Annotated in this window: 17 protein-coding genes; 15 read left to right on the forward strand and 2 right to left on the reverse strand. The window is 72.4% G+C overall.

The annotated features are described in order from the left end of the window. Window positions 1–98 precede the first annotated feature (98 nt). The 6 genes from amrB (at window position 99) to treZ (ending at window position 6,749) form a co-directional block, all read left to right on the forward strand. Entirely contained in the window at window positions 99–1,484 is a 1,386-nt protein-coding gene (gene amrB / locus ACSBPG_RS14515; RefSeq protein WP_435537892.1) for an AmmeMemoRadiSam system protein B, read from the forward strand. A gap of 62 nt (window positions 1,485–1,546) precedes the next feature. Beyond that, window positions 1,547–2,905 (forward strand): 30S ribosomal protein S12 methylthiotransferase RimO, encoded by a 1,359-nt coding sequence (rimO, locus tag ACSBPG_RS14520; RefSeq protein WP_435537893.1) that lies wholly within the window; start codon window positions 1,547–1,549, stop codon window positions 2,903–2,905. A gap of 7 nt (window positions 2,906–2,912) precedes the next feature. Continuing rightward, window positions 2,913–3,254 (forward strand): HNH endonuclease, encoded by a 342-nt coding sequence (locus ACSBPG_RS14525; protein WP_435537894.1) that lies wholly within the window; start codon window positions 2,913–2,915, stop codon window positions 3,252–3,254. Window positions 3,255–3,376: 122 nt separating this feature from the next. After that, window positions 3,377–3,751, forward strand: coding sequence for a hypothetical protein (locus ACSBPG_RS14530; protein ID WP_435537895.1), 375 nt, complete (start codon window positions 3,377–3,379; stop codon window positions 3,749–3,751). Window positions 3,752–4,111: 360 nt separating this feature from the next. Further along, complete coding sequence (locus tag ACSBPG_RS14535) at window positions 4,112–4,729, forward strand: LuxR C-terminal-related transcriptional regulator (protein ID WP_435537896.1); 618 nt, start codon at window positions 4,112–4,114, stop codon at window positions 4,727–4,729. A 115-nt stretch (window positions 4,730–4,844) separates the two neighbouring features. After that, the gene (gene treZ / locus ACSBPG_RS14540) at window positions 4,845–6,749 is read left to right on the forward strand and encodes a malto-oligosyltrehalose trehalohydrolase (RefSeq protein WP_435537897.1); all 1,905 of its coding nucleotides are present in this window, start codon (window positions 4,845–4,847) and stop codon (window positions 6,747–6,749) included. Between the two features lie 18 nt (window positions 6,750–6,767). Here treZ and ACSBPG_RS14545 read toward each other — a convergent pair whose 3' ends face one another. After that, a complete protein-coding gene (locus ACSBPG_RS14545) occupies window positions 6,768–7,112 on the reverse strand; it encodes a hypothetical protein (RefSeq protein WP_435537898.1) in 345 nt (114 codons plus the stop codon). Between the two features lie 152 nt (window positions 7,113–7,264). Between ACSBPG_RS14545 and ACSBPG_RS14550 the strand changes: the two genes are divergently transcribed. The 7 genes from ACSBPG_RS14550 to ACSBPG_RS14580 all read left to right on the forward strand — a co-directional run bounded on the left by ACSBPG_RS14550 (window position 7,265) and on the right by ACSBPG_RS14580 (window position 14,125). Beyond that, window positions 7,265–8,671, forward strand: a complete 1,407-nt coding sequence (locus tag ACSBPG_RS14550; RefSeq protein WP_435537899.1) for a TolC family outer membrane protein — start codon at window positions 7,265–7,267, stop codon at window positions 8,669–8,671. A 145-nt stretch (window positions 8,672–8,816) separates the two neighbouring features. Next, window positions 8,817–10,055 (forward strand): efflux RND transporter periplasmic adaptor subunit, encoded by a 1,239-nt coding sequence (locus ACSBPG_RS14555; RefSeq protein WP_435537900.1) that lies wholly within the window; start codon window positions 8,817–8,819, stop codon window positions 10,053–10,055. Window positions 10,056–10,058: 3 nt separating this feature from the next. Next, window positions 10,059–12,092: a MacB family efflux pump subunit gene (locus tag ACSBPG_RS14560; protein ID WP_435537901.1), complete on the forward strand. Its 2,034-nt coding sequence runs from the start codon at window positions 10,059–10,061 to the stop codon at window positions 12,090–12,092. 254 nt (window positions 12,093–12,346) lie between these two features. Then, entirely contained in the window at window positions 12,347–12,544 is a 198-nt protein-coding gene (locus ACSBPG_RS14565; RefSeq protein ID WP_435537902.1) for a hypothetical protein, read from the forward strand. A 97-nt stretch (window positions 12,545–12,641) separates the two neighbouring features. After that, window positions 12,642–13,064 (forward strand): alternative ribosome rescue aminoacyl-tRNA hydrolase ArfB, encoded by a 423-nt coding sequence (gene arfB, locus ACSBPG_RS14570; RefSeq protein ID WP_435537903.1) that lies wholly within the window; start codon window positions 12,642–12,644, stop codon window positions 13,062–13,064. Between the two features lie 294 nt (window positions 13,065–13,358). Beyond that, on the forward strand, window positions 13,359–13,601 hold the full coding sequence (locus tag ACSBPG_RS14575) for a DUF4160 domain-containing protein (RefSeq protein WP_435537904.1): 243 nt from the start codon (window positions 13,359–13,361) through the stop codon (window positions 13,599–13,601). A gap of 14 nt (window positions 13,602–13,615) precedes the next feature. After that, window positions 13,616–14,125 carry a DUF2442 domain-containing protein gene (locus ACSBPG_RS14580; protein ID WP_435537905.1) on the forward strand — a complete coding sequence of 170 codons (510 nt, stop codon included), beginning with the start codon at window positions 13,616–13,618 and terminating at the stop codon, window positions 14,123–14,125. Window positions 14,126–14,622: 497 nt separating this feature from the next. Here ACSBPG_RS14580 and ACSBPG_RS14585 read toward each other — a convergent pair whose 3' ends face one another. Then, window positions 14,623–15,048, reverse strand: coding sequence for an Lrp/AsnC family transcriptional regulator (locus ACSBPG_RS14585; protein ID WP_435537906.1), 426 nt, complete (start codon window positions 15,046–15,048; stop codon window positions 14,623–14,625). A 132-nt stretch (window positions 15,049–15,180) separates the two neighbouring features. On the opposite strand from ACSBPG_RS14585, the gene ctlX reads away from it, so the two are divergent. Further along, complete coding sequence (ctlX, locus tag ACSBPG_RS14590; RefSeq protein WP_435537907.1) at window positions 15,181–16,119, forward strand: citrulline utilization hydrolase CtlX; 939 nt, start codon at window positions 15,181–15,183, stop codon at window positions 16,117–16,119. Window positions 16,120–16,159: 40 nt separating this feature from the next. Then, the coding region (locus ACSBPG_RS14595; RefSeq protein ID WP_435537908.1) for an ornithine cyclodeaminase at window positions 16,160–16,742 on the forward strand (583 nt) is incomplete at its 3' end.

The raw sequence follows: 16,742 nt of genomic DNA on the forward strand, positions 1-16,742 counted from the left end.
CTGGAAAAAGTCCGCGGCGCACCCGAATTCTGGGGAGTTCGCTTTCCGCTTAGATGGGTATTCCGTTTCCCGTGTCCACGCCCCCTTCGGACCCGACCATGACCGCCGCCACCATGACCGCCACCATGACGACCGTGCGCCCGCCCGCCGTCGCCGGCACCTTCTACCCCGCCGATCCCGCCGCCCTCGACCGCATGGTCGCCGACTGCATCGGCCGGGCGCCGGGCGAGCCGCTGCCGGCCAAGGCCATCGTCGCGCCGCACGCCGGCTACGTCTATTCCGGCGCCATCGCCGGCACCGCCTATGCCGCGGTGCGCCACCGCGGCGCCGCGGTCCGCCGGGTCGTCCTGCTGGGGCCGGCCCACCGGCACCCGTTCCGCGGGCTGGCGGCGCCCAGCGCCGACGGGCTGCGCACACCGCTCGGCACGGTGGCGGTCGACCGCGCCGGCATCGCCGCCATCCTCGACCTGCCCGGCGTGCAGATCCTCGACCGCGCCTTCGACGGCGAGCACGGGCTGGAGGTGCACCTGCCCTTCATCCAGCGCTGCTTCCCGGCGGCGGCGGTGGTGCCGCTGGTGGTCGGCGCCGCCCCGGCGGAGGCGGTGGAGCGGGTGCTGGAGCGGCTGTGGGGCGGGCCGGAGACGCTGGTCGTCGTCTCCTCCGACCTCAGCCACTTCCACGACTACGACACCGCGCGGCGGCTCGACCTGGCGACGTCCCAGGCCATCGAGGCGGCGGCCGACGACCGGCTCGACGGCGACCACGCCTGCGGCCACGTCCCGCTGTCCGGCCTGCTGCGCCGCGCCCGGGCGCTCGACCTGCGGGCGACCACCCACGACCTGCGCAACTCCGGCGACACGGCCGGCGACCGCCGCCGGGTCGTCGGCTACGGCGCCTACACCTTCGAGCCCGCCGCCGAAGCCCGCCTGTCGGAGGCCCACCGCGCCCAGCTCCTCGACGCCGCCCTGCGCACGCTCCGCCACGTCGTGGAGCGCGGCCGCGCGCCGGAGGTGGCGGTGGAGAGCTTCCCCCTGCCCCTGCGCGCCGCCCGCCGCACCTTCGTCACCCTGGAGGTGGACGGCAGCCTGCGCGGCTGCATCGGCACCCTGGCGCCGGTCGAGCCGCTGATCCGCGACGTCGTCGGCAACACGCTGAAGGCGGCGGTGCAGGACCCGCGCTTCCCGCCGCTGAGTGCCGCGGAGCTGCCGCGGGTCACGCTCACCGTCTCCATCCTCAGCCACGACCGTCCCGTCGCCTTCGCCGACGAGGCGGCGCTGCTGGCCGACCTGCGGCCCCACGAGGACGGGCTGATCGTCCGCGACCGCGGCCGCTCCGCCCTGTTCCTGCCCAAGGTGTGGAGCGCCCTGCCGGAGCGGCGGGACTTCCTGCGCCACCTCAAGGCCAAGGCCGGGCTCGCCCCGGACCGCGAGAGCGGCACCCTGCGGGCCTTCCGCTTCGCCGCCGAGACCTTCGGGACAGCGTGACCGGACGGGGCATCGGCCGGTCCCCGCGATTCGGCTGGCGCTCCACCCCCGGACGCCTATATATGCGCGCCATGAACACGCCCGATCCCAAGACCCTCACCCGCACCGCGCCCAAAGTCGGCATCGTCAGCCTCGGCTGCCCCAAGGCGCTGGTCGATTCCGAACGCATCCTGACGCGCCTGCGCGCCGAGGGCTACGAGATCTCCGGCAGCTACGACGGGGCCGACGCGGTCATCGTCAACACCTGCGGCTTCCTCGACAGCGCCAAGCGGGAATCGCTCGACGCCATCGGCGAGGCGCTGAAGGAGAACGGGCGGGTCATCGTCACCGGCTGCATGGGCGGCGACGCCGCGGCGATCCGCGCCGCCCACCCCGGCGTGCTGTCGGTCACCGGGCCGCACCAGTACGAGGCGGTGGTGGAGGCGGTGCACGAGGCGGTGCCGCCGGCCCACGACCCCTACGTCGACCTGGTGCCGCCCCAGGGCATCCGGCTGACGCCGCGCCACTACGCCTATCTGAAGATCTCCGAGGGCTGCAACAACCGCTGCACCTTCTGCATCATCCCCGACCTGCGCGGCGACCTGGTCAGCCGCCCCGTCGACCGGGTGCTGCGCGAGGCGGAGAAGCTGGCCACCAACGGCGTCAAGGAGCTGCTGGTGATCTCCCAGGACACCAGCGCCTACGGCGTCGACCTGAAATACGCCGAGCGGCCGTGGTACGACCGCACCGTGCGCACCCGCTTCGCCGACCTGTGCCGGGAGCTGGCGAACTTCGACCTGTGGGTGCGGCTGCACTACGTCTACCCCTACCCCCACGTCGACGAGGTGATCGGGCTGATGGCCGAGGGGCGCATCCTGCCCTACCTGGACATCCCCTTCCAGCACGCCTCCCCCACCGTGCTGAAGGCGATGCGCCGCCCGGCCGCCCAGGACAAGACCCTGGAGCGCATCCAGCGCTGGCGGCGCGAGTGCGAGCATCTGGCCCTGCGCTCCACCTTCATCGTCGGCTTCCCCGGCGAGACGGAGGAGGACTTCCAGTTCCTGCTGGACTGGCTGACGGAGGCGCAGCTCGACCGGGTCGGCTGCTTCCCCTACGAGGCGGTGGCCGGGGCCAAGGCCAACGAGCTGCCCGGCGCCGTGCCCGAGGAGGTCAAGCGGGAGCGCTACCAGCGCCTGATGGAGACGCAGAAGGCGATCAGCGCCGAGCGCCTGCAGCGCCGGGTCGGCTGGACCTTGGGCGTGCTGATCGACGAGGTCGACGAGGACGGCGCCGTCGGCCGCTCCTACGCCGAGGCGCCGGAGATCGACGGCAGCGTCTTCCTCAACGGCGAGACCGGCGTGAAGCCCGGCGACCTCGTCGACGTCACCATCGAGCACGCCGACGAGTACGACCTCTGGGGCGCGATCGAGCGGGCGGAGTGACGGGACGGTGGCGGTCGACCGCGACGACGCCCTGCTGATGGACGTCGCCCAGGGTGGGCGCTGCTTCTACTGCGGCGAGCCGGTCGGGCGGCAGGCCACCTTCGACCACCTGATCCCCCAGGCCTACGGCGGCGTCGACTCGCCGGGCAACGTCGTGCTGGCCCACCGCCGCTGCAACCAGAAGAAGGGCGACCGCCTGCCCACCCCCGAGGAGGTGGAGCGCCTGCTGCACCAGCGCCGCGGCAGCCGGCTCGGCGTCTGGCCGCCGCTGCTGGCGCTGCGCGACGCCGACCCCGACGAGGCGTGGATCGCCGTGGCCCGCGCCATCGCCGCGGATTCCGCGGGCTGACTCGGCGATTCCTCATACCCCCTCTGGATGGGTCCCGATTATCTGGCGCTACCATGATCCGGTCGGCCGGGGAGCGCGCCCGCTCCCCCCGGCGTTCCCCAAACCGATCGGAGATCGCGCCCATGAAGATGCTTCGGACCCTGGCGGCGACCGCCCTGGTGTCGCTGACGTTCGCCGCCCCCGGCGGCGCTCTGGCCCAGGGCAAGCAGGATTTCACCCTGGTCAACCGCACCGGCTACGCCATCCACGAGGTCTATGTCAGCCCCAACCATGCGGACGACTGGGAAGAGGACGTCCTCGGGCGCGACATCCTGGACAACGGCGAAGCGGTCAACATCGTCTTCTCGCGCAAGGAGAAGCCCTGCCTCTGGGACGTCCGCATCGTCTTCGAGGACGAAGAGGAAGCGGAGTGGGAGAGCTTCGACCTGTGCAAGGTGAGCAAGATTTCGCTCTCCTACGACCGCAACCGCGGCGTCACCTGGGCCGACTACGAATGACCGGCGGACACCGGCGGCCGCAGCGGCGGGATCGCCGGTGTTCCTTCGAGCGCCATCATTCCTGGGGTGCGGCATAACGCCGCAAGCGGGGCCGGGCCGCCGGCCCCGCGTCCTTCGACCCCGCCCCTCCGCCGTTCGGCCGAGACACCGGTCCGAACGGATCGATGCGGACGATGCCAGGGCGGACCGGGAAGCGCGCGGCTCTCCGAGCGGCATCCGGTTCGAAGCGGTCGCCGCATCGAGCAAAAGTTTCGATCGATCGGCAACAATAAAATTATTGAGAACCCCCTCCTCCTATGAGAGCTTCCTGATGGACTGATGGGCCATGCAAGGGAAATGGGGGACGGCGTGCGAATATTGATGGCCGACGATCATGTGATGGTTCGCGAAGGGCTGCGCCCGTTCTTGCGCGACATCGGCAAGGATGTCGAGGTGTACGAAGCCGGAAGCTTCGGGGAGACGATCGAAGTCTTGTTGAACGTCGCCGACGTGCGTCTCCTCGTGCTCGATCCCGACATGCCGGGCGTCGAGGCCGCCGACGTCATCCGCCTCGTCCGCGAGCGCCATCCGGCGCTTCCCGTGGTCGTCCTCTCGTCGAGCACGGACCGCAAGCTCATCCTCACCGCCCTGGCGCTCGGGGTCGCCGGCTTCATCCCCAAACGCCTCAGCGCCCAGGCCATGGTGTCGGCGCTGCGGCTCGTCCTCGCCGGCGAGCGCTACATTCCCGCGGCCCTGATCGACGACCCGCGCATCGGCATCGCGTCCTGGGCGTCGGCCGCCGGCGTCGGCGCCGAGGCCGGCCTGACCGGCCGCGAGCGCGAGATCCTCGAGCTGCTGCGCGAAGGCCTGTCCAACAAGCTGATCGCCCGCCGGCTCAACGTCAGCGAGGTGACGGTGAAGTCGCACCTCTGCCACGTCTTCCGCAAGCTGGGGGTGCAGAACCGCGTGCAGGCGGCCCGCTTCCACGCCGGCGCCTGACGGCGGGCGGCGCGCCGGCCGGGCACCGGGAGCAGGCGGCGGGGAGCAAGCGGCGGGCTGGGCTGTTGTGGGAGCACCGGACGGCCAGCACCGTCCTCTGCCGAGGTGCCCCCGCGTGAGCCATTCCGACCGTGCATCCGCAGCCGCGTCCCACGCCGACGTTCGCCGGCGCTACCCCGTCGGCGCCGAGGCGCTGCCCGGCGACCGCGTCCACGTCCGCGTCTGGGCGCCGCGGGCGCGCCGCGTCGAGGTCGTGGTCGAGCCGGGCGCCCGTGCGACGGCGCTGACGGCGGAGGGCGACGGCCACCATGCCGCCCTGCTCGAGGGCGTGCCGCCCGGCAGCCGCTACGGCTTCCGTCTCGACGGCGACGACCGGGTGCTGCCCGATCCGGCGTCGCGCTTCCAGCCCGACGGACCGCACGGCCCGTCGGAGGTGGTCGACCCCGGCCGCTTCGCCTGGACCGACGGTGCCTGGCTGGGTCACGCCCTCGACGAGGCGGTGCTCTACGAGATGCACATCGGCACCTTCACGCCGGAGGGCACCTGGGAGGCCGCCATGGGCGAGCTGCCGCACCTCGCCGCCCTCGGCGTCACGGTGCTGGAGATCATGCCGGTGGCGGCCTTTCCCGGACGCTTCGGCTGGGGCTACGACGGCGTCGACCTGTTCGCGCCGAGCCAGCTCTACGGCACGCCCGACGCCATGCGCCGCTTCGTCGACCGGGCGCACGCCCTCGGCCTGGCGGTGATCCTCGACGTGGTCTACAACCATTTCGGCCCGGACGGGAACTATCTCTCGTGCTTCGCCGAGGCCTACACCACCGACCGCTACGACAACGAGTGGGGCGACGCCATCAACTTCGACGGCCCCGACAGCGGCCCGGTGCGCGCGTTCGTGCTGGCCAACGCCGCCTACTGGATCGACGAGTTCCACCTGGACGGCCTGCGCCTCGACGCCACCCAGCAGATCTTCGACGCCTCGCGCCCGCACATCCTGGCCGAGATCCGCCGCGCCGTGGCGCGGGCGGCGGGCGGCCGGACGACCCTGGTGATCGGCGAGAACGAGACCCAGGACAGCGGCCTGGTGCGGCCGCCCGACGCCGGCGGCTGCGGGCTGGACGCGCTGTGGAACGACGACTTCCACCACTCCGCCATGGTCGCCCTGACCGGGCGCAGCGAGGCCTACTACAGCGACCACAAGGGCCGGCCGCAGGAGTTCGTCTCGGCCATGAAGCACGGGTTCCTCTATCAGGGCCAGTGGTACCAGTGGCAGCGGCAGCCGCGCGGCACGCCCGCCTTCGGCACACCGCCGGCCGCCTTCGTCACCTTCCTGCAGAACCACGACCAGATCGCCAACTCCGGCGGCGGCCAGCGCGGCCACGCCCTGGCGGCGCCCGGCTGCTGGCGGGCGATGACGGCGCTGATGCTGCTCGGCCCCGGCACGCCGATGCTGTTCCAGGGCCAGGAGTTCGGCGCCTCGGCGCCGTTCCTCTACTTCGCCGACCACAAGCCGGAGCTGGCCGCCCAGGTGGCCGAAGGGCGCGCCGCCTTCCTGCGCCAGTTCCCCAGCCTCGACAGCGACGCCATGCGGCGCCACCTCGCCGCACCCGACGACGCGGCGACCTTCGCGCGGTGCAGGCTCGACCACCGCGAGCGCGAGCGCAACCGGCCGCTCTGGGAGATGCACCGGGAGCTGCTGCGCCTGCGCCGCGAGGACCCGGTGCTGCGCAACCGCCGCGCCGGCGCGCTCGACGGCGCGGTGCTGGGCGAGGAGGCGTTCGTGCTGCGCTTCTTCGGCGGCGACGGCGACGACCGGCTGCTGCTGGTCAACCTGGGCCACGACCTGCCGCTGCTGCCCATGCCGGAGCCGCTGCTGGCGCCGCCGGCCGGGCGCGGCTGGGCGACGGTGTGGACCAGCGAGGACGTCGCCTACGGCGGCGGCGGCACGCCGCAGCTCGCCGACGACGGTGCCTGGACGCTGCCGGGCCACGCCGCCATCCTGCTGGCGCCCGCCGCACGCTGACGGGCCGCCACCAGGCCGTCACGCCGCGGCGCGCGGGGCCGCGGCGGCGTCGTCCCGCGGTGCGTCCGCACGGGATGCGGCCGGCGCGGGCACCGCCAGCGACCGGGCGTGGCCGATGGTCTGCACCAGGATGTCGCGGAACTCCTGGGCGGCGAGGTCGCTCCATTCCGGCGAGGCGTCGGGAAAGGTCATCCGGCTCGCCGACCGGTCGAACAGCCGCAGCCACTCGTCGGCCTTGGCCGCGGGATCGTCGGAGCGGCGGAACAGCTCCTCCATCACCTTGACCAGCAGCGCGCGCATCGCCAGCAGATTCACGTGCAGCAGCATGTTCCCCATCATCGTGTCGGCATCGTCGTTCGGCATCGCCGGGGTCCTCGTTTCGTGTGTCGCCTCTCCCTTGCACGGCCGAAGCGGCTCCGGCAGGCGGGGATTTTTCGCCGGGCGCCGCGCAGGAGGCGGGAAGCGGGCGCCGTATCATCCCCGTCGATCACCCGCCCCCAGCCCCCGTGCCAGCCATGCCCCGCCCCGGTCCACGGCACGACCGTCGGTCGTGCCGTTCTTTCGCCCGCCTCGCCGCCGGCGCCGTCGTCCTGGCGCTCGCCGCCTCACCCGCCGTCGCCGAGCCGCTGGAGGAGGCCCTGGCGCGGGCCTACGCCGCCGAGCCGTCGCTGGCCGCCCAGCGGGCCCGGCTGCGGGCGGTCGACGAGCAGGTGCCGCAGGCCCTGTCCGGCTACCGGCCGACGCTGCAGGCCGGGTTGTCGGTCGGCCGCGACCTCACCGACACCCGCTACGCCGACGGCACGCGGGTCGGCACCGAGGCCAATCCGCGGGAGATCACGCTGAGCGCCGGCCAGCCGGTGTTCGACGCCACGGTGGCGCCGGACGTCCGCCGCGCCGAAAGCCTCGTCGACGCGCAGCGGGCGACCCTGCTGGAGACGGAGCAGACCGTCCTGCTCGCCACCGCCACCGCCTATCTCGACGTGCTGCGCGACCAGGAGATCCTGGAGCTCGACCGCAACAACGAGAAGGTGCTGACCCGCCAGCTCTCCGCCGCCCGCGACCGCCGCCGCGTCGGCGAGTACACGCTCACCGACGTGGCGCAGGCGCAGTCCCGGCTGGCCGAGGCGACGGCGACCCGGATGGCCGCCGAAGGCACCTTGGAGACGACGCGCGCCGCCTACGCCCGCCGGGTCGGCGCACCGCCGGGCCGGCTCGCCCTGCCGCGTCTCGCCGTGGCGCTGCCCGAGACGCTGGAGGCGGCGGTGGCGGCGGCTCGCGCCGACCACCCGTCGGTCCTGGCCGCGGTGCATTCGGAGGCCGCCCAGCGCCACACCGTGGACCAGCGCCGCGGCGCGCTCCTGCCCACGGTGGGCGTGTCGGCCGAGGCCGCGCACACCGGCGATCCCGGGCCCGACGACGGCTACGCCGTCGACCGCGCCGACAGCGCGTCGCTGTCGCTGCGCGTCACCGTTCCCCTGTACCAGGCCGGCCTGCCCGAGGCCCGCATCCGCGAGGCAAGGCACACGGCGGTCCGGCAGCGGCTGCTGGTCGACGAGGCGCGCCGCGCGGCCACCGAGAGCGCCGTCACCGCCTGGGAGTCGCTGCAGACGGCGCGCGCCACCATCCGTTCCTACCAGGCGCAGGTCGCCGCCGCGGAAACCGCCCTGGACGGGGTGACCGAGGAGGCCAAGGTCGGCGCGCGCACCATGCTGGACGTCCTCGACCAGGAGCAGGAGCTGCTGAACGCCCGCGTCGGCCTGGTCGCGGCCCGCCACGACGAACTGGTGGCGGCCTTCGAGCTGCTGGCCGCCACGGGCGGCCTGACCGCCCGCCGTCTCGCGCTCCCGGTCGCCGTCGAGGACCCCGACGCCCACCGCCGGGCGGTCCGCGGCCGCTGGACCGGGACCGACGCCGCGGGCTGAGCGATGCGCGTCGGCATCCTCCTGCCCCTTGCGGCGGCGGCCGGCATTGGCCATCTGGCAACGGACCAGACATGCACGCCCTGAACGAGCTCGCGATGACAGACCACGCCCCGCCGTCGCCCGGACGCCGCCCGGAGCGGCCGGCATGACCCGGACGCGCCTGTTCCTCGCCGTCGCCGCGCTCCTCGGCGCCGCCGTCGCCGTGACGGCCATCGAGGGCGGGCTGCCGGCGGCGTCGCAGACCGCCGGCGGGCCGGCGGCGGCCGGAATCATGACGGCGCCGGCGACCGTCGGCGACGTCGAGGAGACGGTGCTGGCCAGCGGCAGCATGAAGCCCGTCAAGCTGGTGGCGGTGGGCGCCCAGGTGTCGGGACGCGTCACTTCGGTGGCGGTGGCGGTCGGCGACGACGTGCGCGCCGGCGACCTCGTGGCGCAGATCGATTCGGTGGAGCAGCAGAACCGCCTGCGCACCGCCCAGGCCCAGCTCGCCAACGTCCGCGCCCAGCGCGACGAGAAGGAGGCGCTGCTGGCCAAGGCCCGGCTGACGCTGGAGCGGCAGCGGCGGCTGGTCGCCCAGCGCAACGTCTCGCAGGCCGACTTCGAGGCCGCCGAGGCCGACGTGAAGTCCATCCAGGCGCAGATCGCCGCCCTCGACGCCCGCATCGCCGAAGGCGAGGTGGCGGTGGAGATCGCCCGCACCGACCTCGGCTACACCCGCATCACGGCCCCCATCGACGGCACGGTGCTGGCGGTCGTCACCCAGCAGGGGCAGACGGTGAACGCCGTGCAGTCGGCGCCGACCATCGTCGTCCTCGGCCAGCTCGACACCATGACGGTGCGCGCCGAGATCTCCGAGGCCGACGTGGTCCGGGTGCAGCCGGGACAGCCGGTCTACTTCACCATCCTCGGCGACCCCGACCAGCGCTACGCGGCGACCCTGGAGGCGATCGAGCCGGCGCCGGAATCCATCGTCAGCGACACCAGCATCGCCACCACCAGCAGCGCCAGCCGCACCGCCTCCACCTCTTCCACCTCGGAGGCGATCTACTACATCGGCGTGTTCCACGTGCCGAACCCGGACCGCCGTCTGCGGACCTACATGACCGCCCAGGTGCACTTCGTCGTCGGCACCGCCAAGGGCGTGCTCACCATCCCCTCGGCGGCGCTCGGCGAGCGCGACGCCCAGGGACGTTACCTGGTGCAGGTGATGGAGCCGGACGGGCGGACCGCGCCGCGCGCCGTCGAGATCGGCCTCAACGACATGGTCACCGCCGAGGTGCGGGCGGGCCTGCGCGAGGGCGAGCGCGTCGTCGTCGCCCGCCTCCCCTCCGCCGCCGGCGCCACGCCGACCCGCCGCGGCCCGCCGCCGCCGATCGGCTTCTAGGCGATGGCCGAACCCACACCGCCGGCCGGCGAGCCGCTGATCGCGCTGCGCGGCCTGTGGCGGGAGTTCCCGTCGGGCGACGGCACGATCGCCGCCCTGAAGGGCATCGACCTCACCATCGGGGCCGGCGAGATGGTCGCCATCATCGGCGCCTCGGGGTCCGGCAAGTCGACCCTGATGAACATCCTCGGCGGCCTCGACCGGCCGACCGCCGGCAGCTACCGCATCGCCGGGCGGGAGACCGCCAGCCTCGACGCCGACGAGCTGGCGCGGCTGCGCCGGGAGCATTTCGGCTTCATCTTCCAGCGCTACCACCTGCTGCCGGAGCTGACGGCGCTCGGCAACGTCGAGGTCCCGGCGATCTACGCCGGCCAGCCGCCGCACGACCGCCACGCCCGCGCCGCCGGCCTGCTCGCCCGGCTCGGGCTCGCCGAACGCGCCGGGCACCGGCCGAACCAGCTCTCGGGGGGCCAGCAGCAGCGCGTCTCCATCGCCCGCGCCCTGATGAACGGCGCCCAGGTCATCCTCGCCGACGAGCCGACCGGGGCGTTGGACAGCCACAGCGGCGAGGAGGTGCTGCGCATCCTCAAGGAGCTGCACGCCGAGGGCACGACGGTCATCGTCGTCACCCACGACCCGTCCATCGCCGCCCACGCCGACCGCATCGTCGAGATCGCCGACGGCGCCATCCGCTCCGACCGGCGGACCCGCGACGACGCCCCGCCCGCCGCCCCCTCCGGCGGCGTCCCCTCCTGCGGCGCCCCATCCGATGCGCCCTCCGGCGCCACCATCACGGCGCCGCCGCCGGCCGGGCGCGGCCGCTCCGCCGGGGCGGCGGCCGACCGCTTCCGCGAGGCGTTCGCCATGGCGCTGCGCTCGATGGCGGCGCGGCGCCTGCGCGCCTTCCTCACCATGCTGGGGATCATCATCGGCATCGCCTCGGTGGTCTGCGTGGTGGCGCTGGGCGAGGGCTCGCGCCAGCGCGTGCTGTCCGACATCCGCGGCCTCGGCACCAACACGCTCGAGGTCTTCCCCGGCCGCGACTTCGGCGACATGCGCTCGGGCCGCATCAAGACCCTGGTGGTGAGCGACGCCGACGAGCTGGCCAAGCAGCCCTACGTCGCCGCGGTGACGCCGACGGTGTCGACCGCCGGCACGGTCCGCTCCGGCCCCAAGGAGGCGAGCGCCCAGATCAGCGGCGTCGGCGAGCAGTATTTCGCGGCCAAGGGCACGACCCTCCTGGAGGGCCGGTTCTTCGACGCGCGCGGCGTCCGCGCCCTGGCCCAGGACGTCGTCATCGACGAGAACACCCGCGACACCCTGTTCCCCGGAGCGGCGGGCAGCGTCGTCGGCCAGATCATCCTGGTGGACCGCGTGCCGGCCCGCATCGTCGGCGTGGCGAAGCGCCAGCAGGGGGGCTTCGGCTCCAACCAGAACCTGTCGGTCTACCTGCCCTACACCACGGTCCAGGCGCGCCTGCTGGGAAGCGCCACCCTGCGCAGCATCACCGTGCGGGTGAGCGACGACACCGACACCGGCCTGGCCGAGCAGGCGGTGACCGACTTCCTGACGCGCCGCCACGGCACCAAGGACTTCTTCATCCTCAACACCGACGACATCCGCAAGACCATCACCAGCACCACCGAGACGCTGACCCTGCTGATCGCCGCCATCGCCGTGATCTCGCTGGTGGTCGGCGGCATCGGCGTGATGAACATCATGCTGGTGTCGGTGTCCGAGCGGATCAACGAGATCGGCGTGCGCATGGCGGTCGGCGCGCGGCGCGGCGACATCCTCCAGCAGTTCCTGATCGAGGCGGTCCTGCTGTGCCTGGCCGGCGGCCTCCTGGGGATCGGCACGGCGCTCGGCTTCGGCGCCGTCTTCAACGCCCTGGTCTCCAACTTCAGCCTCGTCTACTCCGGCACCTCGATCGCCGCCGCCGTGGTCTGCTCGACGGCGATCGGCGTGCTCTTCGGCTTCGCCCCGGCGCGCAACGCCTCGCGGCTCGACCCGGTGGTGGCGCTGGCCCGGGACTGATGGCCGACGCGGCGATGCTGCGGCGCAACATTGCGCTGCGCGGATCTTTGTGCGGACCGCGCAAATCGTTGGCACAGTCGACATTAAATCCGGCCAAGAATTGGCAAGGCGCACCCAAGTCCCCCATGCGGGTCAGCCATGCTGTCCTAAAGCATCGGACGTCTTGATCGCCGCGATGCGAATCGCCATTCTTGTTGCAACGCACAAAACCGTCCCCGGGGAGGGACGCCTTCTCGCTCCCAGAGGAGGTTCCAATGACCAGTCATCCGCACTTTTCCCACTTTCCGACTCCCGAAGAACTCCGCGCCCTGATGCGCGACGCCGAGCGTGAACGCGCCCGTTGCATCCGCAGGGCGATCGGCCGCATGGTGCGCGCCGTCACCGCGACCGGCGCGCCGCGCCGCCACCGCGACGCCCACCTGCCGACCGGCGCCGTCGGCGCCCGGCGCTGACGCCGAAGGGGTGGCGTTCCGGCGAACGCCGCCCCGAAGGTATCCATGGCGCGTTTTCCCTGGCGTCTTCGACGATCCGCGCTAGGGTAGCGCCGCCATGATCCGCGTCACGCACCGCATCTCCCTCGACGAGAGCGAACTCCAGGAGGAGTTCGTCCGGGCCTCCGGCCCGGGGGGTCAGCACGTCAACAAGACATCCTCGGCGGTCCAACTGCGGTTCGACGTGGCGGCTTCCCCGAACATTCCCCCGGACGTGAAGGCCAGGCTCGTCCGTCTGGCCGGTTCCCGCATGACCTCGGAAGGGGTCCTCATCCTCGTCGGCGACAGCTACCGTTCGCAGATGCGCAACCGCGAGGACGTGCGGGAGCGGCTGATCGACCTGATCCGCGACGCCACCGTCGTCCCGAAGACCCGCCGCCCGACCAAGCCGACCTTCGGATCGAAGCAGCGGCGGCTGGAAGGCAAGGCGAAGCGGGCCGAGGTCAAGCGGGGCCGGCAGGGACCAGGCCCGCAGGATTGACGGGCACGCGACGTCACCCACGGCACGGACTACGGGATTTCCGTATTCCGCGTTCTCACACCCGGTTGTGGGCCCCGCACCCCGCACCGCGCCTCGCCTTCGCGCGCCGGTTGACCTTATGCCCAACCCGCCGGAGACCCCCGCCTCGGTCCCCCGCCTGCCCCCCGTCCGGGGGCGCCGCGGCGCCCCCATTCCGCCCGCGCCGCTCACACAATTTTTGTGTTTAGACCCTGCTCTTGTGTTGATGAAACACAATAATTGGGGAATATTTAGACATCAGCGACGGGGAACACGATGGGCAAGCTCGGCGGGATCAACAAGGTGACGTTCCGGATCTTCGGCAACGACCACCTCCCTCCGCACTTCCACGTCAAAGGCCCCGGCATCGACGCCCAGGTCAGCATCGACCCGCCGGCCGTCATCGTCGGAACCCTCCCCGCCACCCTGCGCGCCGATGTGTTCGCCTGGGTCGAGGCCAATCACGACCGCCTCGTCGCCGAGTGGAACACCTGGAACCCCCACATCCCCTTCGCCTGAGAGATGGGCGCCCCATGAACACCCCCCAGCTCCCCCGCTCCGTCCCCCGCCTCGCCCGCGTCGCCACCGAACCCGGCGCCGTCCTCGTCGCCACCTGGGACACCGGCGCCACCGACCACGTCGCGCTGGCCGGCTGGATCGAAAGCGGCCACCCCTACTTCCACCGCCTGCGCGACCCCGCCGTGTTCGCCCGGGCCGAGCTGGTCGACGACACGACGGTCGAATGGGACGGTGACGAGGATCTCGCCATCGACAGCACCAACCTCTACCTGCTCGCCGAACAGCAGCGCGCCTTCGGCGCCGCGGAGCTGACGGCTTGGCAGGACCGCCGCGGCATCTCCAACCAGGAAGCCGCGGACCTGCTCGGCCTGCACGTCAACACATGGTCGAACTACCGGACCGGCGCCACCCCCATCCCGCGCCCCGTCGCCATCGCCTGCCGCGCCATGGACCGCGACCCGACCCTCTTCTCCGCCCTCTTCCGACCCCGCCGCAACGGCCGCCCCCCGGCCGCCGCCGAATGAGGAGAACGGGGTCTGAGTAGCAACGGAACAGACCCCGACTGGAAGCAGCGGCGGACGAAGCCGGACGCCGCCGCAACCGCGTACCTCACGGCGATCAACAACGATCCCGACGGGGTTGCGAGGGCCTGCAACGCCGACAACGCGGCCTGACCCGCCGGCTCTCCGGCGGGCGCCACCGGCACCTCTGCCTCTATGGTCCTGGAGAAAGGCCGGCAGCAACCTCCCGGGTGGTATGGGCCGGCACATCAACAAGACGTCCTCGGCGGCCCAGCTGCGATTCGGCGTGGCGGCATCCCCGAACTTTCCCCCCGACGTGAAGGCCAGGCTCGTCCGTCTGGCCGGCTCCCGCATGACCCGGAAGGGGGTCTCATCCTCGTCGGCGACAGCGCCCGTTCGCGGACGGGGAGCCGCGAGGACGTGCGGGAGCGGCTGATCGACCTGATCCGCGACGCCGCCGTCGTGCCGAAGACCCGCCGTCCGACCAGGCCGGCGCCCGGCTAGGCGGACGTCAGCAGGATGCTCGTCTCGCTGTTGAGGATGCCGTCGACGGCGCGAACCTCGCGCAGGACACGATCGAAATCCTGGAGCGACAGCGCCCGGATCTCGGCCACCAGATCCCAGCTTCCGTTGGTCGTGTGGAGCGCGCTGATCTCCGGCATGCCGCGCAGGCGGCGGATGATCGCCGCCGTGGATTTGCCGGCCACCTCGATCATCATGACGGCCCGGATGGCGGCGGCATCGTGCTCCTGCCGGACCCGGACGGTGAATCCCAGGATGGCGCCGCTGTCCAGAAGGCGGTCGAGCCGGGCCTGGACCGTCCCCCGGCTGACGCCCAGGACCGCCGCCAGCTTGGACACCGGCGCCCGGCCGTCGGCCCTGAGGATCTCGATCATCTCCCGGTCCAGATCGTCCAGCCGCAGCATTCACATTGCTCTGTTTCCATGACCATTCTGCTCAGTCTAGCACGCAGAATGACGCAGGGCGCGCCTTTCCGCTGGCACTTCGCCGGCCTAGCCTGCGGTTCGCCAGGTGCTTCCAACAAGCCGAGACCCGCGATGCGCCGCTTTGCCCCGCAAGCCCCCGCCAGCGTCATCATGATCCGCCCGCACCATTTCGTCCCCAATCCCGAAACCGCCGCGGACAACGCCTTCCAGACGAAGGCCCCGGTGGCGCGGAGCCGGGACATCGCGGAGGCGGCCTTCGCCGAGGTGACCGGCATGGCCGAAACCCTGGCGCGGGCCGGCGTCACGGTGCACCTGTTCGAGGACGCCGGCCGCGAGACCCCGGATTCCGTCTTCCCGAACAACTGGATCTCGACCCACGCCGGCGGCCACGTCGCGCTCTATCCCATGTCCAACAGGAGCCGGCGCGGGGAGCGGCGCGCCGACGTCGTCGAGATGCTCAAGGCCCGCTACCGCGTGCAGGACGTCATCGACTATTCCGGCCTGGAGCAGGACAACGTGTTCCTCGAGGGCACCGGGGCGATGGTGCTGGACCACATCGGCCGCATCGCCTACGCGGCGACCTCGAACCGGAGCAACGAGGTCGCGCTGGAGCGGTTCTGCACCCACTTCAACTTCGAGCCGATGCAGTTCGCCGCGGCGGACGCCAACGGGCGCGCGATCTACCACACCAACGTCATCATGTGCGTCGGGACGGAGGTCGCCCTGGTCGGCCTGGACTGCATCGTCGATCCGGGCCGCCGGCGCGAGGTGCGCGCCCGCCTGGAGGAAACGGGCCGGCGCGTGATCGCCCTGTCGCACGCCCAGATCGCGGAGTTCGCCGGCAACGCCCTGGAGCTGGACGGTGCGACGGGCCGCTTCCTCGCCATCTCGGCCCGCGCCAGGCGCTCCCTGACCGCCGCCCAGATCCGGGAGATCGAGGCCTTCCTGCCCCTCCTGCCGATCGCCGTCCCCACCATCGAGCTGGCCGGCGGCTCGGTGCGCTGCATGCTGGCCGGCGTCCACCTTTCGCCCCGCGGCACGGCGTCCTGACTCGGCCGCATCCGCTCCATCCCGTCGGGAGAGTCCAGACATGATTGCCAACCTCAACGCCGTTCCCTTCGTCAGCGTCGACAACATGATGAAGCTCGTCCTGTCGATCGGGGTGGAGACCGCGCTGGCGGAACTGAGCGCCTTCGTGGAGGAGGACTTCCGACGCTGGGAAGCCTTCGACAAGACCCCCCGCATCGCCTCCCACTCCGCCGACGGCGTGATCGAGCTGATGCCGACGTCCGACGGCGCCGTCTACGGCTTCAAGTACGTGAACGGCCACCCGAAGAACACGCGGGACGGCCGCCAGACGGTCACCGCCTTCGGCGTTCTCGCCGACGTGGCGACCGGCTACCCCGTGCTGCTGACGGAGATGACCATCCTGACCGCCCTGCGCACCGCCGCCACCTCCGCCGTGGCGGCGAAGCACCTCGCCCCCCGGGGTGCCCGGACCATGGCCATCATCGGCAACGGGGCGCAGTCGGAGTTCCAGGCCCTGGCGTTCAAGGCCCTGCTCGGCATCGACCGGGTGCGGCTCTACGACATCGATCCGGCGGCCAGCGCCAAGTGCCGCCGCAACCTCGAGGGACGGGGCCTCGCCGTCACCGTGGTCGGCAGCACCGAGG

The organism is Azospirillum sp. ST 5-10, from assembly GCF_051225715.1.
Classification (GTDB): Bacteria; Pseudomonadota; Alphaproteobacteria; order Azospirillales; family Azospirillaceae; genus Azospirillum.

Coding starts and splice junctions, on each gene's coding strand:
- ACSBPG_RS14530 (WP_435537895.1), top strand. CDS start 3,377: ATGAAGATGCTTCGGACCCTGGCGGCGACCGCCCTGGTGTCGCTGACG.
- ACSBPG_RS14585 (WP_435537906.1), bottom strand. CDS start 15,048: ATGCTGCGGCTGGACGATCTGGACCGGGAGATGATCGAGATCCTCAGG.
- arfB (WP_435537903.1), top strand. CDS start 12,642: ATGATCCGCGTCACGCACCGCATCTCCCTCGACGAGAGCGAACTCCAG.
- ctlX (WP_435537907.1), top strand. CDS start 15,181: ATGCGCCGCTTTGCCCCGCAAGCCCCCGCCAGCGTCATCATGATCCGC.
- ACSBPG_RS14550 (WP_435537899.1), top strand. CDS start 7,265: ATGCCCCGCCCCGGTCCACGGCACGACCGTCGGTCGTGCCGTTCTTTC.
- ACSBPG_RS14575 (WP_435537904.1), top strand. CDS start 13,359: ATGGGCAAGCTCGGCGGGATCAACAAGGTGACGTTCCGGATCTTCGGC.
- ACSBPG_RS14535 (WP_435537896.1), top strand. CDS start 4,112: ATGGCCGACGATCATGTGATGGTTCGCGAAGGGCTGCGCCCGTTCTTG.
- amrB (WP_435537892.1), top strand. CDS start 99: ATGACCGCCGCCACCATGACCGCCACCATGACGACCGTGCGCCCGCCC.
- ACSBPG_RS14560 (WP_435537901.1), top strand. CDS start 10,059: ATGGCCGAACCCACACCGCCGGCCGGCGAGCCGCTGATCGCGCTGCGC.
- ACSBPG_RS14565 (WP_435537902.1), top strand. CDS start 12,347: ATGACCAGTCATCCGCACTTTTCCCACTTTCCGACTCCCGAAGAACTC.
- rimO (WP_435537893.1), top strand. CDS start 1,547: ATGCGCGCCATGAACACGCCCGATCCCAAGACCCTCACCCGCACCGCG.
- ACSBPG_RS14545 (WP_435537898.1), bottom strand. CDS start 7,112: ATGCCGAACGACGATGCCGACACGATGATGGGGAACATGCTGCTGCAC.
- ACSBPG_RS14555 (WP_435537900.1), top strand. CDS start 8,817: ATGACCCGGACGCGCCTGTTCCTCGCCGTCGCCGCGCTCCTCGGCGCC.
- ACSBPG_RS14580 (WP_435537905.1), top strand. CDS start 13,616: ATGAACACCCCCCAGCTCCCCCGCTCCGTCCCCCGCCTCGCCCGCGTC.